Source organism: Kitasatospora sp. NPDC093679 (genome assembly GCF_040683455.1).
Lineage (GTDB): Bacteria > Actinomycetota > Actinomycetes > Streptomycetales > Streptomycetaceae > Kitasatospora > Kitasatospora arboriphila.
This window is the reverse complement of sequence record NZ_JBFBDW010000015.1, coordinates 130,696-154,125: the sequence shown is the minus strand read 5'-3', so window position 1 is coordinate 154,125 and position 23,430 is coordinate 130,696. Positions and strand designations below refer to the sequence as shown.

Annotated in this window: 27 protein-coding genes and 2 pseudogenes; 19 read left to right on the top strand and 10 right to left on the bottom strand. The window is 74.9% G+C overall.

Features of this window, described 5'->3' with window-relative positions; translation table 11 throughout:
* Positions 1-77, top strand: a pseudogene (locus AB0O09_RS15890) (transglycosylase); the annotation flags it as partial.
* A gap of 225 nt (positions 78-302) precedes the next feature.
* Here the strand turns inward: AB0O09_RS15890 and AB0O09_RS15885 are convergent.
* A pseudogene (locus tag AB0O09_RS15885) lies at positions 303-404 on the bottom strand (LuxR C-terminal-related transcriptional regulator); the annotation flags it as partial.
* Between the two features lie 376 nt (positions 405-780).
* Here AB0O09_RS15885 and AB0O09_RS15880 point away from each other — a divergent pair.
* From AB0O09_RS15880 to AB0O09_RS15870, 3 genes are all read left to right on the top strand, one after another.
* The gene (locus AB0O09_RS15880; RefSeq protein WP_363542271.1) at positions 781-963 is read left to right on the top strand and encodes a hypothetical protein; all 183 of its coding nucleotides are present in this window, start codon (positions 781-783) and stop codon (positions 961-963) included.
* A gap of 111 nt (positions 964-1,074) precedes the next feature.
* Positions 1,075-2,316 carry an aromatic acid exporter family protein gene (locus tag AB0O09_RS15875; RefSeq protein ID WP_363542270.1) on the top strand — a complete coding sequence of 414 codons (1,242 nt, stop codon included), beginning with the start codon at positions 1,075-1,077 and terminating at the stop codon, positions 2,314-2,316.
* Positions 2,317-2,612: 296 nt separating this feature from the next.
* Positions 2,613-3,659 (top strand): glycoside hydrolase family 19 protein, encoded by a 1,047-nt coding sequence (locus AB0O09_RS15870; RefSeq protein ID WP_363542281.1) that lies wholly within the window; start codon positions 2,613-2,615, stop codon positions 3,657-3,659.
* A gap of 79 nt (positions 3,660-3,738) precedes the next feature.
* Here AB0O09_RS15870 and AB0O09_RS15865 read toward each other — a convergent pair whose 3' ends face one another.
* Together AB0O09_RS15865 and AB0O09_RS15860 are read right to left on the bottom strand one after the other, a co-directional pair.
* A complete protein-coding gene (locus AB0O09_RS15865; RefSeq protein ID WP_363542269.1) occupies positions 3,739-4,581 on the bottom strand; it encodes a DUF4097 family beta strand repeat-containing protein in 843 nt (280 codons plus the stop codon).
* Positions 4,582-4,707: 126 nt separating this feature from the next.
* Complete coding sequence (locus AB0O09_RS15860) at positions 4,708-5,226, bottom strand: toxin-antitoxin system HicB family antitoxin (protein WP_363542268.1); 519 nt, start codon at positions 5,224-5,226, stop codon at positions 4,708-4,710.
* A gap of 274 nt (positions 5,227-5,500) precedes the next feature.
* On the opposite strand from AB0O09_RS15860, the gene AB0O09_RS15855 reads away from it, so the two are divergent.
* Complete coding sequence (locus AB0O09_RS15855) at positions 5,501-6,604, top strand: PQQ-dependent sugar dehydrogenase (protein WP_363542267.1); 1,104 nt, start codon at positions 5,501-5,503, stop codon at positions 6,602-6,604.
* An 83-nt stretch (positions 6,605-6,687) separates the two neighbouring features.
* A complete protein-coding gene (locus AB0O09_RS15850) occupies positions 6,688-7,527 on the top strand; it encodes an alpha/beta hydrolase (protein ID WP_363542265.1) in 840 nt (279 codons plus the stop codon).
* Here AB0O09_RS15850 and AB0O09_RS15845 read toward each other — a convergent pair.
* Positions 7,512-9,089 (bottom strand): glycoside hydrolase family 43 protein, encoded by a 1,578-nt coding sequence (locus AB0O09_RS15845; RefSeq protein ID WP_363542264.1) that lies wholly within the window; start codon positions 9,087-9,089, stop codon positions 7,512-7,514. The genes AB0O09_RS15850 and AB0O09_RS15845 overlap by 16 nt on opposite strands.
* 251 nt (positions 9,090-9,340) lie before the next feature.
* Between AB0O09_RS15845 and AB0O09_RS15840 the strand changes: the two genes are divergently transcribed.
* The 3 genes from AB0O09_RS15840 to AB0O09_RS15830 all read left to right on the top strand — a co-directional run bounded on the left by AB0O09_RS15840 (position 9,341) and on the right by AB0O09_RS15830 (position 11,854).
* Entirely contained in the window at positions 9,341-10,438 is a 1,098-nt protein-coding gene (locus AB0O09_RS15840; RefSeq protein WP_363542263.1) for a methyltransferase domain-containing protein, read from the top strand.
* Between the two features lie 130 nt (positions 10,439-10,568).
* Positions 10,569-10,985: a hypothetical protein gene (locus AB0O09_RS15835; protein WP_363542262.1), complete on the top strand. Its 417-nt coding sequence runs from the start codon at positions 10,569-10,571 to the stop codon at positions 10,983-10,985.
* 281 nt (positions 10,986-11,266) lie between these two features.
* A complete protein-coding gene (locus tag AB0O09_RS15830) occupies positions 11,267-11,854 on the top strand; it encodes a DUF6434 domain-containing protein (RefSeq protein WP_363542261.1) in 588 nt (195 codons plus the stop codon).
* A 7-nt stretch (positions 11,855-11,861) separates the two neighbouring features.
* Here AB0O09_RS15830 and AB0O09_RS15825 read toward each other — a convergent pair whose 3' ends face one another.
* Positions 11,862-13,181: a YncE family protein gene (locus AB0O09_RS15825; protein ID WP_363542260.1), complete on the bottom strand. Its 1,320-nt coding sequence runs from the start codon at positions 13,179-13,181 to the stop codon at positions 11,862-11,864.
* A 142-nt stretch (positions 13,182-13,323) separates the two neighbouring features.
* On the opposite strand from AB0O09_RS15825, the gene AB0O09_RS15820 reads away from it, so the two are divergent.
* On the top strand, positions 13,324-13,989 hold the full coding sequence (locus AB0O09_RS15820; protein ID WP_363542259.1) for a TetR/AcrR family transcriptional regulator: 666 nt from the start codon (positions 13,324-13,326) through the stop codon (positions 13,987-13,989).
* A gap of 261 nt (positions 13,990-14,250) precedes the next feature.
* Here AB0O09_RS15820 and AB0O09_RS15815 read toward each other — a convergent pair whose 3' ends face one another.
* The 3 genes from AB0O09_RS15815 to AB0O09_RS15805 are packed head-to-tail and all read right to left on the bottom strand — an operon-like array spanning position 14,251 to position 15,315.
* On the bottom strand, positions 14,251-14,562 hold the full coding sequence (locus AB0O09_RS15815; protein ID WP_363542258.1) for a hypothetical protein: 312 nt from the start codon (positions 14,560-14,562) through the stop codon (positions 14,251-14,253).
* Positions 14,543-14,989, bottom strand: a complete 447-nt coding sequence (locus tag AB0O09_RS15810; protein WP_363542257.1) for a MerR family transcriptional regulator — start codon at positions 14,987-14,989, stop codon at positions 14,543-14,545. The genes AB0O09_RS15815 and AB0O09_RS15810 overlap by 20 nt, the downstream gene beginning before the upstream one ends.
* Positions 14,986-15,315 carry a hypothetical protein gene (locus tag AB0O09_RS15805; RefSeq protein WP_363542256.1) on the bottom strand — a complete coding sequence of 110 codons (330 nt, stop codon included), beginning with the start codon at positions 15,313-15,315 and terminating at the stop codon, positions 14,986-14,988. Before AB0O09_RS15805 ends, AB0O09_RS15810 begins: the two co-directional genes overlap by 4 nt.
* Positions 15,316-15,600: 285 nt before the next feature.
* On the opposite strand from AB0O09_RS15805, the gene AB0O09_RS15800 reads away from it, so the two are divergent.
* From AB0O09_RS15800 to AB0O09_RS15760, 9 genes are all read left to right on the top strand, one after another.
* Complete coding sequence (locus tag AB0O09_RS15800) at positions 15,601-16,449, top strand: hypothetical protein (protein WP_363542254.1); 849 nt, start codon at positions 15,601-15,603, stop codon at positions 16,447-16,449.
* Positions 16,450-16,454: 5 nt separating this feature from the next.
* Positions 16,455-17,723 carry an SRPBCC family protein gene (locus AB0O09_RS15795; protein WP_363542253.1) on the top strand — a complete coding sequence of 423 codons (1,269 nt, stop codon included), beginning with the start codon at positions 16,455-16,457 and terminating at the stop codon, positions 17,721-17,723.
* Positions 17,724-17,744: 21 nt separating this feature from the next.
* Complete coding sequence (gvpJ, locus tag AB0O09_RS15790) at positions 17,745-18,140, top strand: gas vesicle protein GvpJ (RefSeq protein ID WP_363542280.1); 396 nt, start codon at positions 17,745-17,747, stop codon at positions 18,138-18,140.
* Positions 18,137-18,946: a GvpL/GvpF family gas vesicle protein gene (locus AB0O09_RS15785; RefSeq protein ID WP_363542252.1), complete on the top strand. Its 810-nt coding sequence runs from the start codon at positions 18,137-18,139 to the stop codon at positions 18,944-18,946. The genes gvpJ and AB0O09_RS15785 overlap by 4 nt, the downstream gene beginning before the upstream one ends.
* Before the next feature lie 548 nt (positions 18,947-19,494).
* Entirely contained in the window at positions 19,495-19,731 is a 237-nt protein-coding gene (gene gvpO / locus AB0O09_RS15780; protein ID WP_363542251.1) for a gas vesicle protein GvpO, read from the top strand.
* A complete protein-coding gene (locus tag AB0O09_RS15775) occupies positions 19,728-20,177 on the top strand; it encodes a gas vesicle protein (protein WP_363542250.1) in 450 nt (149 codons plus the stop codon). Before gvpO ends, AB0O09_RS15775 begins: the two co-directional genes overlap by 4 nt.
* The gene (locus AB0O09_RS15770; protein ID WP_363542249.1) at positions 20,174-21,040 is read left to right on the top strand and encodes a GvpL/GvpF family gas vesicle protein; all 867 of its coding nucleotides are present in this window, start codon (positions 20,174-20,176) and stop codon (positions 21,038-21,040) included. The genes AB0O09_RS15775 and AB0O09_RS15770 overlap by 4 nt, the downstream gene beginning before the upstream one ends.
* A gap of 24 nt (positions 21,041-21,064) precedes the next feature.
* A complete protein-coding gene (locus AB0O09_RS15765; RefSeq protein WP_363542279.1) occupies positions 21,065-21,334 on the top strand; it encodes a gas vesicle protein in 270 nt (89 codons plus the stop codon).
* Positions 21,331-21,648, top strand: coding sequence for a gas vesicle protein K (locus AB0O09_RS15760; protein ID WP_363542248.1), 318 nt, complete (start codon positions 21,331-21,333; stop codon positions 21,646-21,648). Before AB0O09_RS15765 ends, AB0O09_RS15760 begins: the two co-directional genes overlap by 4 nt.
* Positions 21,649-21,703: 55 nt before the next feature.
* On the opposite strand, the gene AB0O09_RS15755 is transcribed toward AB0O09_RS15760, so the two are convergent.
* Positions 21,704-22,006 (bottom strand): DUF4193 domain-containing protein, encoded by a 303-nt coding sequence (locus AB0O09_RS15755; RefSeq protein ID WP_344628380.1) that lies wholly within the window; start codon positions 22,004-22,006, stop codon positions 21,704-21,706.
* Between the two features lie 110 nt (positions 22,007-22,116).
* Positions 22,117-23,376, bottom strand: coding sequence for a SpoIIE family protein phosphatase (locus AB0O09_RS15750; protein WP_363542247.1), 1,260 nt, complete (start codon positions 23,374-23,376; stop codon positions 22,117-22,119).
* Positions 23,377-23,430: the final 54 nt, after the last annotated feature.

Sequence of the window (23,430 nt, the reverse complement as noted above, 5' to 3'; positions counted from 1 at the left end):
CCGTCGCGGAGAAGGTCCTCGCCGCGCAGGGCCCGGGCGCCTGGCCGGTGTGCTCGGTCAAGGCCGGCCTGGCCAAGTAACACCCGCCTGCCGCAGGCAGTCTTCGGCGGCCGGACCGGCGACCCCGGATCCGGCCCCCCGCACCCCCGCACGGCCCGCTCCCCGCACCCGGGAAGCGGGCCGTCGCCATACCCGGACACGGCCGCGGGCCGTCAGCCGTGGCGGCCGGCGAGGACGGGACCGAGCTGCGTCCGGGAGCGGATGCCGAGGACGGCGAAGACGTTCCGCAGGTGGTGTTCCACCGTGCGGGGGCTCAGCGACAGCTGCCCGGCGATCTCGTTGTTGGTGGCGCCCTCGGCGGCCTGCCGCGCGAGGTGCGTCTGCCGGGCGGTGAGGGCGGTCAGGTCGCGGCCGCGGGTGGAGCCGTTGTCGGCCGGACCGTCCGGTGCGGCGCCGACGGCCCGCAGTCACCCCGGGCCTCCTCCGCCCACGGCCGGGCCCCGCACCGCTCGAAGCCGTCCAGCGCCTTCTGCAGGTGGTGCCGGGCCCGCCCGGGGCGGTTTCGTTCACGAGCGCCGCCGCGGCGGAGTCGGGCAGCGGGCCGAGTACGAGGTGCGGCAGCCCGGCGAGGTGGTCGGCCGGGGCGGGCGGGCCGCTCGCGTCCGGCCGGTCGGGTGCGGTGCCGTGGTGGGTGTCGGCCGTGAGCAGCAGGGCGGCCGGGCAGTGCGGGCCGAGGCGGCGGGGGGGCAGGCCGAGAACGGTGCGGGAGGTGGCGTCCCCGTGCTGGACGTCGTCGACGACGAGCAGCAGGGGACGGTGGCGGGCCGCCGCGCCCAGCAGGTCGAGCAGGCATCGGGCACGGTCGGCGGCGCCACCAACACCCTGGTCGCCTGCCGGACCCGCATCGGCTTCCTGACCGACCTGTCGGTGCCGGCGCAGGTGCGCGGATTCGTCTCGGCCTGACCCTTGCGCAGCACGTCCCGCCCCTCCGGGTGCCGCGGCGCCGGCCACGGCACCCGGAGGGGTGCGCCGCGCCGTCCGGGTGCCGGGCGGCGCGGCGGGTACAAGGGAGTGATGCGCGATCTGTGGACCAGGACCAGGAGTGCCGCCCGCCGGTGGATCAAGGACCCGACCGTCGCCCTGTACCTGCGGGCGACGGTCGCCGCCACGCTCTCCTACGCCGTCGCCGTGCAGCTCAGTGCCGAGCCGGCCCCGCTCACCGCGCCGCTGACGGCCCTGCTGGTCGTCCAGGTCACCGTGTACTCGACCCTCAAGACGAGCATCCGCCGGGTCAACTCGGTCATCGTCGGCGTGCTCATCGCGATCGGCTTCAGCGCGGTGGTCGGCCTCTCCTGGTGGAGCCTCGGGCTGATCATCCTGGCCTCGCTGGTGGTCGGGCACTTCGTCCGGGTCGACGAGTTCGTCAACGAGGTCGCGATCAGCGCCATGCTGGTGCTCGGCGTCACCCGCCTCGCCTCGCAGGCCTGGGACCGCGTCCTGGAGACCCTGATCGGCGCCGGGGTCGGCCTCGCCTTCAACTTCGTCTTCGCACCGCCCGTCTGGGTCGACACCGCGGGCGAGTCCATCGAGGACCTCGCCCGCCGGGCCCGTCAGCTGCTGCTGGAGATCGCCGAGGAGCTCGGCGGTCCGGCGCCGGTCGAGCAGGCGGCCGCCCGGCTGCACGAGGCCCGCCGGCTGGACCAGGCGATCGCCGACGTGGACGCCGCGCTGCGTCAGGCCGAAGACAGCCTGCGGCTCAATCCGAGGGTCAGCGAGGGACTGCTCTCGCGCATCGTGCTGCGCACCGGCCTGGACACGCTGGAGATCTGCGTGGTCGTCATCCGGGTGCTCACCCGCTCGCTCACCGACCTGGCCAAGCGCCGCAACGGCGACGAGCGGCTCTTCCCCTCCGACGTCACCATTTCGCTGGGCGAGCTGCTGGAGCACGTCGGCGGCGCCCTGGTGAGCTTCGCCGTGCTGGTCACCACCCAGGTCAGCCGCAGCGCCGAGGAGGCCGAGGACCGCCTCACCGCCGAGCTCGCCGCCGCCTGGGCCGTCCGCGAGAACGTGGCGCACCAGCTGCTGCGCCACGTCCAGGAGGACCCGGAGGCCTGGCAGCTCTACGGGTCGGTGCTCGCCGAGATCGACCGGATGCTCGACGAGCTCGCCCTGGAGCACCGCTCGCGCCGTCTGATGGAGGAGCTCGACCGGGCGTCGATGGCCAACGCCGAACGGATGGACCGGCTCGGCCGGTTCGCGGGGCTGCGCCGCCTCGCCCGCGGCGAGCGCCGCCGGACGGCCGGCCGGAAGACCTGAACCGGCGCCCGAGGGGTCGGGCCGCGCGCCTTGAGGAGTTCTTAGGGTTCCGTTGAACCTCCGCTCAGCCACGCCTTCTTGACAGGTATAGACCAGTTTGGTTGAGTCCTCGTCAACCCCGCAACGGTGGCCCGGCACCCCTCTTCCGACGGTGTCCGCAGGCCCGCGTGCGCGGTCCCCTCCGTCCTCGATCCCGTGCGGCCCCCACCGCACCAAGGGGTGATCACGTGTCAGTGAAGCACCGTCTTCCGGCCAAGCGCCGGTTCATCGCGGCCGCCGCCGCGGGCGCGGCCGCGATAGGCCTCGCCGTCCTGATTCCCACGTCCGCCTCGGCCGGCACCTGTGCCTCGGCGTGGAACTCCTCCTCCGTCTACACCGGGGGCATGTCCGCCTCCTACAACGGCCACAACTGGACCGCCAAGTGGTGGACCCAGAACGAGACCCCCGGCGGCGCCTCCGGCGTCTGGGCCGACAACGGCGTGTGCGGCGGCGGTGGCGGCTCCACCCCGACCCCGACCGGCGGCGGCAGCTGCGACTACCCGGCCTGGGTGGCCGGCCGCACCTACACCACCGGCACGGTCGTCAAGTACTCCAACGGCAACCTGTACCGGGCCACCCACGACAACCCGGGCTACGACCCGACGATCTCCACCTGGTACTGGGAGCCGTACAACTGCTCCGGCGGCGGCAGCACGCCGACCCCGACCCAGACCTCGAACCCGGGCGGATTCCCGGTCAGCGAGGCGCAGTTCAACCAGATGTTCCCGAACCGGAACTCCTTCTACACCTACGCGGGCCTCAAGGCCGCACTGAGCGCCTACCCGGCGTTCGCCAACACCGGCAGCGACACGGTGAAGAAGCAGGAGGCCGCGGCCTTCCTCGCCAACGTCAGCCACGAGACCGGCGGCCTGGTGTACGTGGTCGAGCAGAACACCGCCAACTACCCGCACTACTGCGACTCCTCGCAGCCGTACGGCTGCCCGGCCGGCCAGGCCGCGTACTACGGCCGCGGCCCGATCCAGCTCAGCTGGAACTTCAACTACAAGGCGGCCGGCGACGCCCTCGGCATCGACCTGCTGCACAACCCCAACCTGGTGCAGACCGACTCCTCCGTCGCCTGGAAGACCGGCCTCTGGTACTGGAACACCCAGTCCGGCCCCGGCACTATGACGCCGCACAACGCGATGGTGAACGGCGCCGGCTTCGGCGAGACCATCCGCAGCATCAACGGCAGCCTGGAGTGCAACGGCGGCAACCCGGCCCAGGTGCAGAGCCGGATCAACGCCTACCAGAGCTTCACCCAGATCCTCGGCACCGTCCCGGGCAACAACCTGAGCTGCTGATCCACATGCGCACGTGACACGGGCGGGGCCGTACGGCCCCGCCCGTGTCACGTGCGTTCGTGCGTCCGTACGGACCGGCTCAGGCGCGGGCGTGGCGGACGTCGATGTTGCCCCAGCGGGTCCGGGCCCGGACCTCGACGGTGTCCTCGGCCTCCTCCGGCGGCGTCGCGTCGGAGAGCGAGTTGCGGACCTGCCCGCGCTCGGAGCTGACGTCCAGCCAGGCTGCGGTGCCCTTGCGGATACCGACCTCGATGGCGCCGTAGGCCGTCTCCAACTGGACGGCGCCGCTCGCGACCTCGGCGACCCGCAGGGTGCCGTGGGCGGTGGTGGCGGTGACCGGGCCCTCGGCCCGTGCGATGTCGATGTCGCCGTTGGCGCCGCTCACCCGCAGCTCGCCGAAGGCGGCGCCGACGGTCGTGCTCCCGTGCGAGTTCTTCAGCACGGCCGGTCCCTCGACCGTCCCGACGCGCACGCTGCCGGAGCTGGTGGTGATCTCGGCGGCGCCCTCGACCCGGTCGACGGTGATCGAGCCGTGCGAGGCGGTCAGCCTGAGCGGCCCGGTGGTGTCCAGGCGGACGTCGCCGGCGGAGGTCTTGACGCGGACCTCGCCGAGCCGGCCCTCGCCGAGCACCTGGGTCCAGGAGCCGGTCACGTCGACGTCCGAGCCGGCGGGCAGTTCGACCGTCACGTCGACGGCGCCGGTGGGCCCGATCAGTGCGCGCTGCTTCGTCCTGACGGTCAGGACGCCGCCGGCGAAGGTCACCTCGGCCTGCTCGGCGGCCCGCACGTCCCGGTCCTTCTTCGGGTCGAGGGGCAGCACCTCGACGACCGTCTCGGGGCGGTCGCCCGCGGTCAGCCGAACGGAGCCGGCGGCCACGTGGGCGTGGGCGGAAATCGGTTCGGGAGTGTCGTACGAAGGCATGGCTGTCCCGTCCTCCTGGCTCGTCAGGACGTCCCCGCTGATGGGACGCGGTCTGGGTGAAGTGGTGCGGGTGGGTGCTGCGGGGCGGTGCGGGGGTGGGGGCGGTGCGGGGGTGGGGTGCTGCGGTCAGCGCACCCAGCCCGTGAAGCTCTGGCCGACGCTGCGGGTCCGCTCCGCCGTGCGCGGCGGCGTGCCGCCGTCGAGCGCGGCCGAGACGGCCCGGACGAGCCAGGCGTTGACCGACAGGCCCTGGCGGGCCGCGGCCTCCTCGGCGCGCGCCTTGAGGTGGGCCGGCAGGCGCAGGTTGACCCGGGCGGTGCCGCCCTCGTCGCCGTCGGCGGGCGGCTGCGCCGCGAGCGGTTCGACGGGCGCGGCGGCGGGCTGCGCGGGGCCGCTGCCGGCGGGCGGCAGCGTCACCACGAAGTCCGGGTCCAGTCCGCGCAGCCGTACGTCGACCGAGCCGGGGGCGAGCTCGCGGGTGATCTCGTCCATCGCGGCGGAGAGCACGTTGAGCATCGTCAGGCGGGTCGCCGACTCCAGGGGGGCGGTGAGCCGCTCGGCCAGCTCGCGGGCCTGGTCGCCGCCGGCCTCGGCGGCCACCGCGAGTTCGCGCCGCAGGGAGTCGACATACGGAGTGAGATCCATGACGCCATAGTGGCACCATCGTGGTGCCATGCGCAAGTCCTCCTGGCGTCACCTGCGCGGTTGGTCGGCGTTCGACCATCCTGACCTGCGGGAACAAGGGTGGCGCGAGCCTGGCCGCGGTGGTGTCGCACGATGGTCGCGCCGCTTTCGTGGTGCCAGCATGGCGTCATATGGTGCCATCCGGCGTCACGTGCGAAGCGTCGACCCGGATGTGGTGAGCTGGAGGGGCTGCCCGGCGCGGACCGGACGGTCGTCGCCCCGCCGGGAGGCCCGCGTGAAGCCGCGCACCGTGACCGCAATCGCCCTGCTGCCCGTCCTCGGCGCGGCCCTCGCCGGCTGCGGCTCGTCCGCCCCGGCCGCCACCGCCACCGCCACCGCCACCGGCTCCGGCCCCGTGGCCTCGGGCAGCACGGCCGCCACCACGGTCGCAGACCGGCTGAACACGCCGTGGGGCGTCGCCCGGCTGCCGGACGGCGCCCTGCTGGTCGGCTCCCGGGACACCGGGCGGATCCTGCGCATCGACCCGAGGACCGGTGCGCGCACCGACGTCGGGAGCGTCCCCGGTGTGGACGCCTTCGTCGAGGGCGGACTGCTCGGCCTGGCCCTCGGCCCGAACGGCCGGCTGTACGCCTACTACACGGCCGCCGACGACAACCGGATCGTCAGCTTCGCCTACGACCCCGCGCGGCCGGCCGGCGCGCAGCTGACCGACCCCGCAGCCGTGCTCGCCGGCATCCCCAAGGGCGACAACCACGACGGCGGCCGGATCGCCTTCGGCCCCGACGGCCTGCTCTACGTCGGCACCGGCGAGACCGGACGCTCCCAACTCGCCCAGGACCGCGACTCCCCGGGCGGCAAGATCCTGCGGATCACCCCCGACGGCGCACCCGCGCCCGGCAACCCCTTCCCCGGCTCCCCGGTGTACTCGCTCGGCCACCGCAACGTGCAGGGGCTCGCCTGGGACGCGCAGGGACACCTGTGGGCCTCCGAGTTCGGCCAGAACACCTGGGACGAACTCAACCTGATCGAGCCCGGCGCCAACTACGGCTGGCCGGTCGTCGAGGGCAGGGCCGGCCGGTCCGGGTACACCGACCCGGTCGTCCAGTGGCGGCCGGCCGACGCCTCGCCGAGCGGCATCGCCTACGCCGACGGTGCGATCTGGGCGGCCGGGCTGCGCGGCCAGCGCCTGTGGCGGATCCCGGTGAACGGCGACGGCACGGCGGGCACCCCCGCCGCCGTCCTCGACCACACCGACGGGCGGCTGCGGACGGTGGTCGCCGAGCCGGACGGCACGCTGCTCGTCACCACCAGCAACACCGACGGCCGGGGCGACCCGCGCCCGGGCGACGACCGGATCCTGCGGTACCGCCCGAGCTGACGCCGGTGCGCCCCGTCGCGGGCGCTGCGCCGGTCGCTCCGCCGCGGGACCATCGAGTGGGGGCCGCTGCGGGGAGGTGCCGCATGGAGGAACCGGCCACCCGGGTCGCGCACCTGCCGGGCGGGCCGGCCCTGCCGTACGCCGAGCAGGGCGATCCCGCCGGGACGCCGGTCGTCCTGGTGCACGCCGTCGGCGACTCCTGGCGCGCCTTCGGGCCGCTGATGGCCCGGCTGCCCGCGGCGCTGCACGTGTTCGCACCGAGCCAGCGCGGGCACGGCGGCGCCGACTGCCCGCCGGCGGGCTACCGGCCCGCGGACTTCGCGGCCGACCTCGCCGCCTTCCTCGACCTGCTGGGCATCGACCGGCCCGTGCTCGTCGGTGCGTCCAGTGCGGGTTTCACCGTCCGCCGGTACGCCGCCGAGCACCCGGAGCGGGTCCGCGGGCTGGTCCTCCTCGGGACGCCCGCGCTGCTGGCCGACAGACCGGAGGCCGTCGCCGTCCGGGACGCCGTCTCCCGGATGACCGAGCCGCCGGACCCGGCCGCCGTCCGCACGATGGTGGAGTCGGTCGTCGCCCGGCCGCTGCCGCCGGACTTCGCCGACCTGATGGTGCGGGAGGGCCTGCGGGTGCCGGCCCGGGTGTGGCGGGACACCGTCGACGGGCTGTTCGGCGAGACCGGGCTCGACGGCCTGGAGCGGATCACCGTGCCCGCCCTGCTGATCCGGGGCGACCGGGACGGGATCCTGCCGCGGGCCGACCAGGAGCGGCTGGCGGCCGCCCTGCCGCGCTCCGAGCTCCTCGTCCACGAGGGCTCGGGCCACGTCGTCCAGTGGGACGACCCCGGGCGCACCGCCGCCGACCTCGCCGAGTTCGTCGCGACCCGCTGCGGTGGTGGCGGCGGCGGCGGTCAGGACGCGGCGTAGCGGAACCAGTCGAAGTCGGCCCGGGTGGCCGTCGGGTGCGGCGCGGTGGCGTACAGACCGAGGTGGCAGCCGGTGAACCCGCCCGCGTGCCGGCTGCTGAGGATGCGGCCGTCCACCGTGCCGAGCTCGACGGCCGGGCCGTCGGCGGGCCCGCAGTGGAAGGCGTACTGCTGGCCGCGGGCGACCGCGCCCAGCACCAGCGGGCCCGCGGCGAGCGGCAGTTCGGCCCGGACGGTGTCCCGCCCGCCGTCCCGGACGGTCAGCCGGGCGACCCGGCCGCCCGCGCCGTCGCCGTCCACCAGCAGCCGGACGTGGTGGTCCGGGTCGTAGTACGCCACCAGGCCCGCCTGCTCGCCGGGTGCGGCCGGTGCGAAGTCGAGCGCCGCTTCGGCGGTGAAGTCGGCGTGCTGCTGGCGGCGGCCGACGAAGCTCGGCGTCACCCGTTCGGCGAGGGTCTGCGGCAGCGGTCGCAGCCGCAGGTGGCCGGGGCGTTCGTCCAGGCTGTGGAAGGCCGCCCGCGGGGTCCGCAACAGGCTCCAGTGCGGGCCCAGTTCCGGCGTGTCGAAGTGGTCGACCGGGCCGGGCTCCGGCCAGGGGTGCGGCGGCAGCGCGATCCGGGTGGACTCCTCCAGTCGGCCGCTGCCGGGGTTGACCACCGGCCAGCCGTCCTCCCAGACGACCCGCGCGACGAAGGTCTCCCGGCCGAGGTTGGCGTGCCCGCCGCCGCCGTACGGCCGGGAGGCGAGCAGCAGCGCGTACCAGTCGCCGGCCGGGGTGCGGACGAGGTCGGCGTGCCCGGCGCCGGTGACGGGGTGGCCGAGCCCGAGGTGGCGGTGGGTCAGCACCGGGTTGCGGGGGTTGTTCCGGTACGGCCCGGTGAGCCGGCGGCTGCGGGCGACGGTGACGGCGTGGTCGTGCTCGGTGCCGCCCTCGGCGAGCACCAGCACGTAGTGGTCCTCGTGCCGGTACAGGTGCGGGCCCTCGGCCCAGCGGGCGTCGACCAGGGCGCCGCGGAAGAGCACGTGCTCCTCGCCGGTGAGCACGCCCCGGTCGAGGTCGATGCCGCGCAGCCAGATCTCCGTCCGGCCCTCCTCGTCGGTCGGGCGGGTGCCGAGCAGGTGGGCGGAGCCGTCGTCGTCGAAGAAGAGCGACGGGTCGAAGCCGGGCGCCCCGGGCAGCCAGACCGGGTCCGACCAGGCGCCGGCCGGGTCGTCGGCGGTGAGCAGGAAGGTGCCGTCCTGCTGCAGCCCGTCGACCAGGGTGCACACCAGGTGGAAGCGGCCGCGGGCGTGGTGCAGCGAGGCGGCGTAGAGGCCGCCGGAGGGACGGACGCCGTCCAGGGCGAGTTGCCCCGGGCGGTCCACGGCGTGCCCGATCGGCCGCCAGTGCGCCAAGTCCCGGCTGTGGAACAGCGGGAGGCCCGGGAAGTACTCGAAGGAGGAGGTGACCAGGTAGTAGTCCTCGCCGACCCGGCAGACCGACGGGTCGGGGTGGAAGCCGGGCAGGACGGGGTTGCGGGCGTCCTGGTGGCGCGGTGCGGCCCGGTCCCCGGGTGCGGACATGGGTGCCTCCGAGAGTTCGGGCGGACGGCGGACGGTGTCATGGGGTCATGGGGTCATGGGGTCATGGGGTCGAAAAGTTTCGGAAATGTTTCCGATCAGGCCGGTCCGACCGTACGGCGGCGGTTTCGCCGCAGTCAAGGCCCGCCGGGGCGGGACGGCCGGTCCCGGACAAAGCGCCGCCGGCGCTGGCCGAGCGTACGTTGGAGGTGCGGTCCGCTCGGCCCCGCCGCCCCGGTAGCAGGAGGTGCCCGATGGCCAACCCGGAGAACGGCAGTCCGGAGAACGGCGGCGGGGAGTTCGACCCCACGAAGGCCGAGGCGTTCGCCGGCCGGATGGTCGACGTCCTCAACGGCGCCGCCCTCGCCCTGATGACCAGCGTCGGCCACCAAGCCGGCCTGTTCGACGCCATGGCCGGCTCCCCGCCCGCCACCAGCCCCGACCTGGCCGCCCGCACCACGCTCGACGAGCGCTACGTCCGCGAATGGCTCGGCGGCATGGTCGTCGGCGGCATCGTCGAGTACGACCCGGCCGACGGCACCTACCGGCTGCCGCCCGAACACGCCGCCTCGCTGACCGCGGCCGCCGGCCCCGACAACCTGGCCGGCATCATGCAGTACGTCGGACTGATGGGCGAGGTCGAACAGCAGGTCGTCGGCGCGTTCCGGCACGGCGGCGGCGTCCCCTACTCCGCCTACCCCCGCTTCCAGGCGCTGCAGGCCGAGGAGAGCGCCCGGGTCTACGACCTGGCCCTGGTGGACACCATCGTGCCCCTCGTCCCCGGCCTGACGGACCGCCTGCGGGCCGGCATCGACGCGCTCGACGTCGGCACCGGCCAGGGCCACGCGCCCGTGGTCCTCGCCGCGGCCTTCCCCGAGAGCCGCTTCCACGGCCTCGACCAGTCGGAGGAGGGCATCGCCGTCGGCCGCTCCCAGGCCGAACGCCGCGGCCTGGCCAACGTGACCCTCGCCGTCGGCGACTCCACCGGGATCGCCGGCACGTACGACCTGATCACCGCTTTCGACGTCATCCACGACCTCGCCGAACCGGCGGCCACCCTCGCCGCGATCGCCGCCGCACTGCGCCCCGGCGGCACCTTCCTGATGGGTGACATCGCCGCGTCCAGCCGGCTGGAGGAGAACGTCGGGCACCCCTTCGGCCCGGCGCTCTACTGCTTCTCCGTCTTCTACTGCATGACCACCTCGCTCAGCACCGGCGGCGCCGGACTCGGCACCGTGTGGGGCGAGCAGACGGCCCGCCGGATGCTCGCCGAGGCCGGATTCGGCGAGGTCGAGGTGCGGTCGGTCGAGGGCGACCCGCTGAACGTCTACTACGTGGCCCGCAAGGACTGACGGCCCGTCGGGTCTGGCCCGACTCCCCCGTGTGGCGGCGCGCCGCGCGGGCAGACGCCTCCCCGGGGCCGGCCGCCGCGGCGGCCCGACCTGCCCGACGCACCGTCAGCCGCCCGGAGGAGGGCCACCGATGAACCCGACCGTCCCGCAGCACCTCTCCGTCGCCGAACTCGCCGCCGAAGCCGCCGAACTGCTCCGCGTCGCCGCCGACGCCCCGCACCGCGGCGGCGGCCCCGGCCTGCTGCACACCGCCGAGGCCGCCGAGGCCGTCGGCGCGCTCGCCGGCCTCACCGCCCGGCTGCCCGAGCTCCTCGACCGGCTCGAAGCCTTCCTCAGCAGCGAACAGGCCGCCGGCCGGATCGCCCCCGACCCGGCGGGCGCCGACGCGTACGACGCCATCCGCACCGCCCGGGACGCCCGCGAGCAGCTCTACGAGGCCAGCCGCACGGCCGCCCTGCTCGCCGAGTCCATGGCCGCCGCCGCCGGCACCCTCGCCCCGCTCGGCGGCCCCCGGACCGCCGGCGGCCCCACCCTCCCGCACGCCTGACCGGCGGGTCGCGCGCTGCCGTGCCCGGCCGCTCCCCACGGTGCCGGCTCCGCGCTGCTGTCGCCGACACGCGGGCGCCCCGGGCAGGCGGACGATGCCCGGCCCTCGGCCCCGGGTCGCAGCCGTTCTCCGGGCGGGCCCGTCGCGGGCGGCGCCTGTCCGCCCTCCCGTCGACGCACCGCGCGCTGCCGTGCCCGCCCTTGCCGACGCATGGGCCCGGTGCGCCCTCCGTCGTCAACCCCCGTCCACGGAGCGTGCCGGGCGGCGGGCAGAATGGCCTGATGAGCGGGGACGGAGACACCACGACCGCAGGACACGAACCGAGACCGCCGCTGACGCCGGCGCTGAGCGGTGCCGAACTGCTGCGCTGGTACTGGACGCTCGAAGAACTCACCGCACTGGCGCGGGAGACGGGCGTCCGCCGGGGCGGCGGCAAGCCGGCCCTGACCGCCCGGCTGGCCGCCGCGCTGGACGGCGGGCCGCTGCCGGACGCGCCGCCGCCGCGCCCGGCCCGGACGGCACGGCAGCTCGCCGCGCCGGTCGACGGCGACACCGTGATCCCCGCCGGCCAGCGCTGCAGCCAGGTGCTGCGCGCCTGGTTCACCGCGCGGATCGGGCCGTCCTTCCACTTCGACGCGCACATGCGCGCCTTCGTGGCGGAGAACGCCGGCCGCACCCTGGCCGACGGCGTCGGCCACTGGTACGCGACCCGGGCCGAGGCGGCCGAGCCGCAGGAGGTCGGCGCCCAGTTCGAGTTCAACCGCTTCCAGCGGAGCTGGCACGCCGAGCACCCCGCCGGCACCCGTGCCGAGGCGCTGGACGCCTGGCGGGCCCACCGCTCCCGCCCCCGCGACGCCGCGGCCCACTGAACGGACGTCAGGGAACGGGCGGGGAGGTCCAGTCGGCCGCCACGTGACCGAGCCGGACCCGCTGGGGGTGGTCGCCGACCGGTGTCGAGGCGATCTTCCGGCCGGTGGCGAAGTCGATCGCGGTGATCCGGTCGGCCCCGCTCTCGGAGATCACGCAGGAGGCGCCGTCCCCGCTGACCGTCGCCCAGTACGGCTTCGAGGCGGCGACCAGCGGGCCCTCCTTCAGGGTGGCGCGGTCGACGACCGTGGCGTAGTCGTCCATCGTCCCGGCGACGCACAGATGCGCGCCGTCGGGGCTCATGGCCAGCCCGTGGTGCCGCGAGTCGTTGACCCAGGTGGTGCGGTCCGGGTTCGTCGCCGGGTTCCCGGGCAGGTCGGCGACCCGGGTGATCCGGTCGGCGGCGACGTCGTACTCCAGCACGCCGTTGAAGAACGACACCTGGAAGTAGAGCATCGAGCCGTCGGGGCTGAACGCCACCGGGCGGACGGCGTCCGAGAGGTCCTGGCGGCCGATCGCGTCCAGCCGCTGCCGCATGTCGATCACCTTCACCTGGCGGAAGGTCTGCGCGTCGACCACGGTGATCCGCCGGTCGCCCTTCGTCCAGTCGAGCCACGGCGCGTCGAGGGCGGTGGTGACCTCGCCGATCGCCATGTTCCAGATCCGGGTGCCGCCGTCGGTGAAGACGTTCTCGTGCGGCTTGTCGCCGGTGGCGAAGGAGCCGAGTTGCCGGCCCGTGCGGATGTCCAGCACGTGCACGGTGTTGGCGGTGGAGGCGGAGACCGCCACCCGGGTGCCGTCCGGCGAGACCGCCATGTGGTCCGAGCGGTAACCCGACACCGGGAAGCGCCAGTTGATCCGTCCGGTGGCCAGGTCGACGGAGACCACGTCGGCGAAGCTCGGCCGGGAGACCACCACGGCCGAGCCGTCCGGCGTCGAGTACATGTCGTCGACGAACTGGTCGTGCCCCTCGCCCGGGCCGAGCCGCACCCCGAGGAAGTACGCCAGCTTCACCGGGTTGAGGTAGATCTCGGCGAGCCGCTGCGCCTTGTCCGGTACGACGTCGATCCGGCCGATCCGGGCGAGTGCGCCGGTGGACTCCACCACGTCCGCGGTGCCGTCCCAGTTGTTGCCGACGAAGAGCACCTCGCGCAGTCCGTCCGCCCGGGCCATGGCCGCGGTCGGCAGCGGGGTGGCGCCGGCGCCGGCCGCCCCGGTGGTCAGGGCGAGCGCGGCGCCGGTGGCGAGCAGGGCGCGGCGCAGTCCGGCGCGGCGCGGTGCGGCGCGGCGCGCGGGGCGGGCGGGGGAGCGGTGGGCGGGTCGGGGCATCGTCGTTCCTTCCGGGTGGTGGTCCAGGGAGGATCTGAAAACGAGCACATTCAGATTTGCTACTTGAAAGTAACGACGGGTGGGTGTCCCGACAAGACGGCGGGCGCGGGAAAATGAGGGACCGTCGACAACGGGGGGTGCGGTGACAGGCAGGCTGAGGCAGCCGACCGGGCGGTACGCGGGCCGGTCCGCGGAGGACCGGCAGGCCGAGCGCCGGCGGCGGTTCCTGGCCGCGGCGCTGCAGCTCTTCGGCGACGCGCCGGGCTACCGCTCCACCACGGTCGCCGCGCTGTGCGAGGCGGCCGGGCTGTCGAGCCGTCAGTTCTACGAGGAGTTCCGCACCCTGGAGGACGTGCTGGCCGAGCTGCACCTCCAGGTCAACGACTGGGCCGAACAGGCCGCACTGGCGGCCCTCGCCGAGGCCGGGGGGCTACCGGTCGCCGAACGCGCCGCGGCCGTCTTCGGCGCCTACGCGGCGCACGTCACCGGCGACCGGCGCCGGCTGCGGATCACCTTCGTGGAGATCATCGGTGTCAGTCCGCGCCTGGAGCAGCAGCGGCTGGCCCGCCGCTCCCGCTGGGTGGACCTGCTGTGCGCGGAGGCCGCGGCGGCCGTGGCCCGCGGCGAGGCGGTGCCGCGCGACTACCGGGTCGCCGCCGCCGCGTTCATCGGCGGGGTGAACGGCCTGCTGCACGACTGGGCCGAGGGCTGGGTGGAGGCCACCCTCGACGAGGTCGTCGCCGAACTGGTCCGGATCCTGCTGGGCATCCTGGACGCGCCGCCGGCGACGCCGTCGGCGGCCGGCTGACCGCCACGGCGCCGGGCCTGCCGTCGAGGTGTGGCGGGCCTCAGCCGTGTGCGGCCGCGTGCTTGGCCAGTTCGAGCAGGGTCTCCAGGTCGTGTGCGGCCTCCGCCGCGCACAGCGCGGTGGGCGGGGCCGGGCCGGCACCTCCCCGGGCGGCCGGCCCGGTGCACCGCCCACCGGCGGGCGAGCCCCCGAGCGCCCGCTGGCGGGCACCTCCGCCGGTTCCGCCGCAGCGTCCCGCCGGGGAGTCCCGCCGGAGCGTCGCTACCGGCGGACCGGAGGGGCGACGTCCACCGCCTCCGCGGTGCCCCGGCAGCCGCATCCGCCGCCCCCGCATCCCCCGGAGCCGCATCCGCGGGCGGCCCGGCGGCGGCCCGGCCACCACGCCGCGCCCGCACCCGCGGCGAGCGCGGCGGCCACCGCGGGGAGCCAGCCGACCACCGCACCCGCGCCGGTGCCGACCGCGCCGGCGGAGATCAGGGCGGGCAGCAGACAGCAGGCCGCGCAGGTCAGACCGGCCAGGCCCGACAGGACCTTGGCGGAACGCGGGGTCCGGTCAACAACAGGGTCGGTCACGGCGCTTCTCCTCGGCGAGATCGGTGAACGGGATCGGGCAGCAGGCGCTGCCCGCACAGGCGATCAGGTCGTTGCAGCCCGCGTCGACGGCGGCGACCAGCGCCCCGCGGATGACCGTCAGGTCGGCGATCCTGGCGTCTACCTCGGCGAGCTTGGCCGCGGCACGCTCCTGCAGGCCTGGCACCGGACGGCCGTGCCGGTGGCGGCCGGCCTCCAGCAGGTCGGCGACCTCGTCCAGGGTGAAGCCGAGCCGCTGCGCCGCCTTGATCACCCGAAGGACCGTCACCGCCTCCTCGCCGTACAGGCGGTGGCCGCCCGGCGAGCGGTCGGGCTCGGCGAGCAGGCCCCGGCGTTCGTAGTAGCGCAGCGTCTGCACGTTCACCCCGGCCGCCTCGGCGACCTGCCCGGAGCGCAGGCCCTCGTTCACCGCGGCCTCCCGGCGGAGCGCGCCCGCGTCTCGAGGGCGTCCAGCACGGCCGCGTGCGCGCCGTCCACCGCGACGTCCAGCAGCACGGCGTCCGGTCGGACGGTGACCGTGAACGCGAAGAACGAGCAGCAGCCGCGCTCGCGTTCGGCCAGGTCACGCACCGACTGCTCGGTGCCGGCGTCGAGTTCCAGCCGCAGCCGGAGCAGCCCGGGCCGCGACAGCCCGTTCAGGCGGTCCGCGAACAGGCCGTCCCACTCCGCCACCCGGAGCGGCCGCTCCTCGGTGGGCAGCGTGCACGACGCCGACACCCACTCCCCGTCGCCCATCGCGCCCACTCCCGTCGCCAGGTCCCCGGGCGGGGACGTCTTCGACGGTAAACCCGTACCCGGGTACCGGATGCAAGCGCCGACCGCCGCCCGCACCGGCGCGCCGCCTTCGCTGCTCAGAGTGACAAATGGTCGCTCATTGTCGGTCAATTGGGACATTTCAACCACTCTGAGCTCACCGTTTGTGATCGACATGGCCGGGTAGGCGGGCCAGAGTCTTCGTCGGACGGATCCTCGATGCCCGACGGATCGACGACGGGGACAACCACCTCCGTAGGACACACCATGAAGAACGCCAAGCTTGCCGCAGCCGTCAGCGCGGGCTACCTCCTCGGGCGCTTCCACAAGGCCCGGTGGGCGATGGCCCTCGCCGGAGCGGTTGCGGGAAAACGCCTGACCACTGATCCCGCAGCGCTGCTCGGCGGCCTGCTCGAGTCGTCGCCCCAGCTCCGGCAGCTGGCCGGCAGCGTCCGCGGCGAACTCGCCGACGCCGGACGCAAGGCGGCGGTCGCCGCGGCCGGCAACCGCGTCAACGCGCTGACCGACTCGCTCCAGCGCCGGACGGAGTCCCTGCGTTCCGGTTCCTCCGGCGACTCCGGTGACGAAGCGGACCACGAGGAACCCGAGGACGAGTACGAGGAGGAACCGGAGGACGAGGAGCCGCAGCACGACGAGCCGGACGAGGACGCCTCGGACGAGGACACGTCGGACGACGAGGACACGTCGGACGACGAGGACACGTCGGACGACGAGGACACGTCGGACGAGGACGACCAGGCCGAGGAGGGCAAGCCCGCCCGGTCGCGCCGCACGGCCAAGGCATCCACGGGCCGGGCCACCCGCAGCACGGCCGCGCGGGCGACCTCCGCAACCTCCGAGGGCGGCCGGACCGCGCGCGGGACGGCACGCAAGACCGCCTCCGCCGCCAAGTCGACCAGGCCCGCCGCCAAGAAGACCGCCTCCGCGGCCCGCGGCGCCGCGAAGAAGACCGCCTCCCGGGCGAGCGGCACGGCCAAGAAGGCGACCGCCTCGAAGAGCACCGCGCCGAAGAGCGCGGCCACGAAGACGGCGAAGAAGGCCACCGGTACGGCCCGTAAGACGGCGCGCAGCACCACAGCACGGAAGCGAGCGTGATGGCGATGGCCGGCACCTCCACGGACCGCGACGGCGGCGGCATCGGTGCGCTGCTCGACGAGCTGCCCACCGACCGCCTCAAGGACCAGGCCCGCGAATTCGCCACCGCACTGGGCGAACGCGCGATGGTCAAGGCCGGTGACAAGATCGGCGACGTCACCGACCGGCTGCTCGACTACGTCGAACACGGACCGGTCGAGAAGATCGGCGAGAAGCTCGGCGGGGACGGCGGCGGTGTGTCGCCGATGAAGATGATGTTCGCCGCGGGAGCCTCCGGCGTGAAGCAGCTCGTCTCCAACAAGCTCACCGGCGGGGGCAAGGGCAAGGGGAAGGGCGGAGGCAAGAAGCTCAAGCTGACCAACATCGTCGAGGACGTCGAGGTCGGCGTGCCCGTCCGTGTCGCCTACAACCAGTGGACGCAGTTCCAGGACTTCCCGAAGTTCACCAAGCGGGTGGAGTCGGCCAACCAGGAGTCGGAGCAGAAGGTCTCCTGGAAGGCGGGGATCTTCCTCTCCCACCGCACCTGGGAGTCCACCATCGTCGAACAGGTCCCCGACGAGACCATCGTCTGGCGCTCCAAGGGCAACAAGGGCCATGTCGACGGCACCGTCACCTTCCACGAACTCGCGCCCAACCTCACCAAGATCCTGATGGTGCTCGAGTACCACCCACAGGGCCTGTTCGAGCGCACCGGCAACATCTGGCGCGCCCAGGGCCGCCGTGCCCGCCTGGAGCTCAAGCACTTCCGCCGGCACGTCATGACGCACACGATCCTCGACCCGGACTCGGTCGAGGGCTGGCGCGGCGAGATCCGCGACAGCAAGGTGGTCAAGTCCCACGAGGACGCCCTCAAGGAGGAGGAAGAGGCCGAAGGCCGCGAGGACGAGGAGGCCCCGGAGGACGACCGGGACGCCGAGCAGGACGAGTACGAGGACGAGGAGCCCCCGGAGGGCGAGGAGGGCGACGAACCGGAGGGGTCCGAGGACGAGTACGACGACGAGGAGGAGGACGAGGACGAGGGGGACGAACCGGAGGAGTCCTACGACGAAGAGGACGAGGACGAGGAACCGTACGAGGACGAGCCCGAGGACGAGTCCGACGCCGAGCAGGACCGCGGCGAGGACTCCTACGAGGACGAGCCCGAGGACGAGCCCGAGGACGAGGAGTACGACGAGGACTCCTATGACGAGGAGGAGCCCGAGGAGGAGGAGCCCGAGGAGGACGAGGAGCCCGCTCCGCGGTCCCGCCGCAGGGTCCCCGCGGGGAGCAGGTGATCCACCGTGTCCGCCGGCGCCATGCAGACCGGCCGCCATCTCGACCGCCCCCCGGCGGGCGGCCTGCCCGACGTCCTGGACCTGATCCTGGACAAGGGCCTGGTCATCGACGTCTACGTCCGCGTCTCCCTGGTGGGCATCGAACTGCTGACGGTCGACGCCCGGATCGTCGCCGCCAGCGTCGACACCTATCTGCGCTTCGCCGAGGCGGTGAACCGGCTCGACCTGGCGGACGGCCGCAGCCCGGGCCCGTCCGAGCTGGTGAACGGCGTGCACGACGACGACGGGGCTCGCGACCGGTCCGCCGGTGCGCCGGAGGGCGCGCAGGAGCAGGACGGTCAGCGGGAGCGGCAGCACGAGGAGCGGCCGCGCCGCCACACCCGCCCCGCCGCTCACCGGAGGGAGCAGGCACGATGACCGCCCGGGCCGGCACCGGCAACGGCGGGGGCGGCGTCCCCGCCCGGGCCTGCTACGTCTACGGCATCGTGCCCGCCGGCACCCGGACGCCCGACGACCTGCGGGGCGTCACCGATCCGCCGGCGCGGATCGGTGTGGTCGGCCGCGGCCGGGTGGCCGCCGTCGTCAGCGAGGTGCCGGTGGACCGGCCGCTCGGCACCGCCGCCGACCTGCGCGCCCACGCCGGCGTGCTGGACACCCTGGCCGCGCGGCACACCGCCGTCCTGCCGATCCGCTTCGGCGCGGTCGTCCGCGACAGCCACGCGGTCGAGGAGGACCTGCTCGCGCCCTACGAGGAGGAGTTCCACGCCGCACTGGAGGAACTGGCGGGGCACGCCCAGTTCACCGTCCACTGCGACTACCAGGAGGAGGAACTCCTGCGCGACATCGTCGCCGACCGGGCGGATATCGCCCGGCTCCGCGAGGACGTCGCCACCCAGGGCGAGGCTGCCGGCCGCTACCTCCGCGTCCGGCTGGGCGAGCTGATCGCCGACGAGATCGCCGCCCGCCGGGACGAGGACGCCACCGTCCTCGCGGACAGCCTCGCCCGGCACGCCACCGCCGTCGCGCCCGCCCGCTCCGGCGTGGTCGAACAGCGCTTCAGCGCGGCCTTCCTGGTCCGGGAGACCGAACGGACGGCGTTCGAGCAGGCCGCCGAGGGACTGGCCCGGCGGTGGGCCGGCCGACTGCGGGTCCGTCTGCTCGGCCCGCTGGCGCCCTACGACTTCGCCGCCGCCTTCGCGGAGGCGGCGGAAGGGATCGGGTAGCGATGCGACACCTGTCCGCACCGGCGGCCCCGCCGCTCGCCGCCCGCGGGGAGTTCCCCGGCCGGGCGGCCCACCGCACCGGCGCGGCCGGGGCGGCGGGACACCCGCGTCGCGCCGGATCCGCCAGGCACCGGGAGGTGTGAGCCGTGCCAGTCCGCAGATCCCGCCCCACCGAGGGCGACGAGCCGGAACGACCGATCGAGCGCCGTTCCCGCCGGACATCCCCGGCCGACCCGCCGCGCACCGCCCGCCGCCGGGCCGCGGAAGACCCTCCGGACAACCCGGAGGACCGTCCGGTGCGTCGCCGCAAGCCCGTGGGGACGTCGGATTCGGGTTCGGGTGCGGATGAGCACCGGGTCGAGTCGGTCGACGGCCGTGCCCGCCGCGCGCCGCAGGAGGAGACCTCCCGGTCCGCCCCGGCGTCGGACGAGCCGGAGGAGCGTCCCGTGCGCCGCCGGGGCGGTGGCACGGCCGGTCCCCGGGGCGCGGGCGAGGAGCCCCGGCGCCGCCCGGCGGGTGGGAAGCTGACGGCCCGTCGGGCCGCGGCCGTGGCCGCCGACGACGTCGACGACCTCACCGGCCGGGCACCGGAGGGCATCACCTCGATCGACCGCACCGAGGACGGCTGGCGGATCGGTGTCGAGGTACTGGAGTCCCGCCGCGTCCCCGACTCCGCCGACATCCTGGCCGTCTACCTGGTCGCCCTCGACGACGACGGCGACCTCGTCTCCTACCGCCGCGAACGCCGCTACTACCGGGGCAGGCCCGAGGAGGACCCGTCATGACCCAGCCGACCGTCCGGCCCGGCGACCGGTTCCTCGCCGCGCAGTCCCGCGGGGCGGGCGCCCAAGGCGCCAACCTCGCCGACCTGTTGGAGCGCGTCCTGGACAAGGGCATCGTGATCGCGGGTGACATCCGGGTGAACCTGCTCGACATCGAACTGCTCACGATCAAGATCCGTCTGCTGGTCGCCTCCGTCGACCGCGCCCGGGAGATGGGCATCGACTGGTGGGAGCACGACCCTTCGCTCTCCTCCGGCAAGCGCGACCTCGCCCTGGAGAACCGCCGGCTGCGCGAACGCATCGGCGAACTCGAGGCGGGCCGCACCGGCCGGCGCACCATCAGCCGGGCCGACGACCGGGCCGACAGCCGGGCCGACGACCGGGACGCCGAACCGGAGGACGACGAGGCGCCGCCCGTCCGGCGCCGCCGCACCGGAGGTGCATCATGACCACCCCGGACCTCACCTGGCTCTACGCGGTGGTCCGCGAGGTCGAGGACGGAACGCTCGCCGGCCTCACCGGGGTGGCGGGCGAGCCGTTGCGCGTGCTCACCGCCCCGGGGCTCGTCCTGGTGGTCGGCTCGGTGCCGCGCGGCGACTTCGACGAGCAGGCCCTGCAGCGCCGCCTGGCGGACCTGCCCTGGCTGGAGGCGGCCGTGCGGGCGCACCACCGGGTGATCGCCGAACTGGCCCGGTCCGGCCACACCCTGCCGCTGCGCTTCGCCACCCTCTACCGGGACGACCGCGGCGCCGCCGCGTTCCTCCGCGGCGCCGGCCCCCGTCTCCGGGCCGCCCTGGACCGGGTCGCCGACCACGCCGAGTGGGGCGTCAAGGTGTACCTGGACGCCGCCGCCCCGGACCCCGCCGACGTCGGAGCCCCCGCCGACCGGCCCGGCACCGCGTACCTGCTGCGCCGCCGCGCCCAACGCGACGCCCTCGCCCGCCGGTTCGAGGAGGCCGCGGCCGGTGCCCGGGAGATCCACGCGACGCTCGCCGCCCGCGCGGGCCGGGCCGCCGAGCACCCGCTGCAGTCCGCGGAGGCGAGCGGCCGGTCCGACCCGATGCTGCTGAACGGCGCCTATCTGGTCGAGCAGGACGGGGCCGCCGAGTTCGGCGCGGCCGTCACCGACCTCGGCCGCCGCTTCACCGGGGTCCGCCTGGAGCTGACCGGCCCGTGGCCGCCGTACTCCTTCGCCGACATCCAGCCCGAGCCGGCACCGGAGACCGCACCGGACGCCGCGCCGGACCACGTGCCGGCGGGACGGGCCGAGCAGGGGTGGTCGGCCAAGACCCCGTCGGCCGAGGGCGGGTGAGCCGCCGTGACCGCCCCAGGCGCCGTGACCACCGCGGGCGAGGTCGCCCGGACGTCCCCGTACCCCGTGGACGACCGCAGGATCGCCCTGGTCGACCTGCTCGACCGGCTGCTCGCCGGCGGCGTGGTCGTCACCGGCGAGATCACCCTCGGCATCGCGGACGTCGACCTCGTCCGGATCAGCCTGCGCGCTCTGATCTCCTCGGTCGGCACCCTGGCCGCCCAGTACGTCGACTCCGCCGGGGAGTCCGCGCCGGACGCGCCGGACGCGCCGGACGCGGAGGTCGCGCCGTGACCGCACCGGGAGACGGCCGGGCGCCGCGCCCCGCGGTCCCGGGCCGCCGGATCGAGCTGGACCCGGAGGCGGTCGGCCGCGACCTCGCCGCGCTCGTCCTCACCGTGGTCGAGCTGCTGCGGCAGCTGATGGAGCGCCAGGCCCTGCGGCGGATGGACGCCGGCGACCTCACCGAGGACCGGATCGAGGTGCTCGGCCGCACGCTGATGGCGCTGGAGGAGCGGATGGACGAGCTCCGCGAGCACTTCGGTCTGCGGCCCGAGGACCTCAACATCGACCTCGGGCCGCTGGGCCCGCTGCTCCCCCCGGAGTGACCCGCAGGCCGTGACCGCAGGCCTTCCGGGGGAGCAGCGGGCCTCGTCGGCGCGTTCAGTCGGCGCACTCCTTGCAGATCGGCTGACCGCTGGAGTTCTCGCCGGCGAGCTGGCTGCGGTGCCGCACCATGAAGCAGCTCGCGCAGGTGAACTCGTCCTGCTGCTTGGGCAGGACCTGCACGGTGAGTTCCTCGCCCGACAGGTCGGCTCCGGGCAGTTCGAGTCCCTCGGCCGCGTCGAACTCGTCGACGTCGACCTTGCCGTCGGCGCGTTCCGCCCGGTGGGCCTTGAGCTCCTCGATGCTGTCGTCGGAGCTCTCGTCGTCGCCCTTGCGGGGGGCGTCGTAGTCGGTGGCCACGGTGTCGTCCCTTCATGGACTGGTGGACTGGTTGACCTCGGGGGAGACCAGCCTCCCTCCGGAGCCGTTCCCGCGCACCCGCTGCGGAGCGTGCGGTACGGCGGGGCGGATCAGAGCCGGACGGCGACCAGCGCGATGTCGTCGGTGCCCTGACCGTCGTCCGCGCCCAGGTCGGCGAGGACGGCGTCCGCCAGCGCCTCCGGGTCGAGCCCGCGGTGCCGGGCGGCGCTGGCGGTGAGCCGTTCCAGCCCCACGTCGATGTCCTCGCCGCGCCGCTCGATGAGGCCGTCGGTGTAGAGCACCAGGGTGGCGCCCGGCCGGTACCCGGCGGCCGCCTCGGAGCGCGGGATCTCGTTCTCCCAGGCGCCGAGCGGCGGGTCGGTGGCCCCGTCGAGCACCTGGACGGAACCGTCCGCGTGGACGAGCACCGGCGGCGGGTGCCCGGCGCTGCTGTAGCGGACGGTGCGGGTGGAGCGGTCGACGACGGTCTGCACCGCGGTCGTCGACAGCGCGCCCTCGACGGTCACCGCGTAGCGGGCCAGGGTCTTCAGCGCCTGCGCCGGCTGCCGGGTGGCGCGCAGGGCGGCGTTGAGCGCGCTGTGCAGCCGGCCCATGATCCCGGCCGCCTCCAGTCCGTGGCCGACCACGTCGCCGACCGCGACACCGAGCAGCGACCGGTCCAGGTCGACCAGGTCGTACCAGTCCCCGCACACGTTCAGCGTCCGGGTCGCGGGCCGGTAGCGGACCGCCGCGAAGGAGCGGTGCGCCGGCGGCACGGCGGGCAGCAGCGACCGCTGCAGGCTCAGCGCCACCTCGCGTTCGCGGGCGTGCGCCTGCCGCAGCTCCTCGTTGAGGTCGGCGAGCTCCTGCGCCCGGGCCAGCAGGTCCGCGGCCATGTGCGCCTCCCGGGTGAGGCCGGTCAGCACCGTGCCGTCCGCCGGGCCGCGGCCGTCGAGGATGCTCCGCACCAGGGCGGTGACCTCCTCGACCCGGTGCACGATCGCGACCACCTCGCCGTCCGAGCCCAGCACCGGTGTGTTCAGCGTGCTCCAGTACCGTTCCTCGAACACCCCCGGCCGGTCGGCGTGGTCGACCCCGTACTTCTGCAGCGGCATGCTGTCGCTCTGCCGGGTGGTGAGCACCCGCTGCAGCGAGGCGCGCAGCGGGACGGCCCCGGTTGCCTCCCCGTGCGCCGGGTCACCGGGGAAGACGTCGAACAGCAGGCGGCCCACCAGCTCCGCGCGGCTGCGGCCGGACACCCGCAGATAGGCCTCGTTGGCGTCCGCCATCACCAGGCCGGGGGTCAGGACGAGCATGGGGCTGGGCGTCGCCCGGAACGCCGCCCCGTAGTCCACAGCCGGCGCGTCCACACCGCTCCTCGGTCGTGATCATCCCGTGGGGTGCCCTCAATCTACGCCCGTCAT

What these genes read in the sequence shown, in the direction of transcription:
- AB0O09_RS15875 (WP_363542270.1), top strand. Translation starts at nt 1,075, where the DNA reads ATGCGCGATCTGTGGACCAGGACCAGGAGTGCCGCCCGCCGGTGGATC.
- AB0O09_RS15865 (WP_363542269.1), bottom strand. Translation starts at nt 4,581, where the DNA reads ATGCCTTCGTACGACACTCCCGAACCGATTTCCGCCCACGCCCACGTG.
- AB0O09_RS15860 (WP_363542268.1), bottom strand. Translation starts at nt 5,226, where the DNA reads ATGGATCTCACTCCGTATGTCGACTCCCTGCGGCGCGAACTCGCGGTG.
- AB0O09_RS15850 (WP_363542265.1), top strand. Translation starts at nt 6,688, where the DNA reads ATGGAGGAACCGGCCACCCGGGTCGCGCACCTGCCGGGCGGGCCGGCC.
- AB0O09_RS15845 (WP_363542264.1), bottom strand. Translation starts at nt 9,089, where the DNA reads ATGTCCGCACCCGGGGACCGGGCCGCACCGCGCCACCAGGACGCCCGC.
- AB0O09_RS15840 (WP_363542263.1), top strand. Translation starts at nt 9,341, where the DNA reads ATGGCCAACCCGGAGAACGGCAGTCCGGAGAACGGCGGCGGGGAGTTC.
- AB0O09_RS15835 (WP_363542262.1), top strand. Translation starts at nt 10,569, where the DNA reads ATGAACCCGACCGTCCCGCAGCACCTCTCCGTCGCCGAACTCGCCGCC.
- AB0O09_RS15830 (WP_363542261.1), top strand. Translation starts at nt 11,267, where the DNA reads ATGAGCGGGGACGGAGACACCACGACCGCAGGACACGAACCGAGACCG.
- AB0O09_RS15825 (WP_363542260.1), bottom strand. Translation starts at nt 13,181, where the DNA reads ATGCCCCGACCCGCCCACCGCTCCCCCGCCCGCCCCGCGCGCCGCGCC.
- AB0O09_RS15805 (WP_363542256.1), bottom strand. Translation starts at nt 15,315, where the DNA reads ATGGGCGACGGGGAGTGGGTGTCGGCGTCGTGCACGCTGCCCACCGAG.
- AB0O09_RS15800 (WP_363542254.1), top strand. Translation starts at nt 15,601, where the DNA reads ATGAAGAACGCCAAGCTTGCCGCAGCCGTCAGCGCGGGCTACCTCCTC.
- AB0O09_RS15795 (WP_363542253.1), top strand. Translation starts at nt 16,455, where the DNA reads ATGGCCGGCACCTCCACGGACCGCGACGGCGGCGGCATCGGTGCGCTG.
- gvpJ (WP_363542280.1), top strand. Translation starts at nt 17,745, where the DNA reads ATGCAGACCGGCCGCCATCTCGACCGCCCCCCGGCGGGCGGCCTGCCC.
- AB0O09_RS15785 (WP_363542252.1), top strand. Translation starts at nt 18,137, where the DNA reads ATGACCGCCCGGGCCGGCACCGGCAACGGCGGGGGCGGCGTCCCCGCC.
- AB0O09_RS15775 (WP_363542250.1), top strand. Translation starts at nt 19,728, where the DNA reads ATGACCCAGCCGACCGTCCGGCCCGGCGACCGGTTCCTCGCCGCGCAG.
- AB0O09_RS15770 (WP_363542249.1), top strand. Translation starts at nt 20,174, where the DNA reads ATGACCACCCCGGACCTCACCTGGCTCTACGCGGTGGTCCGCGAGGTC.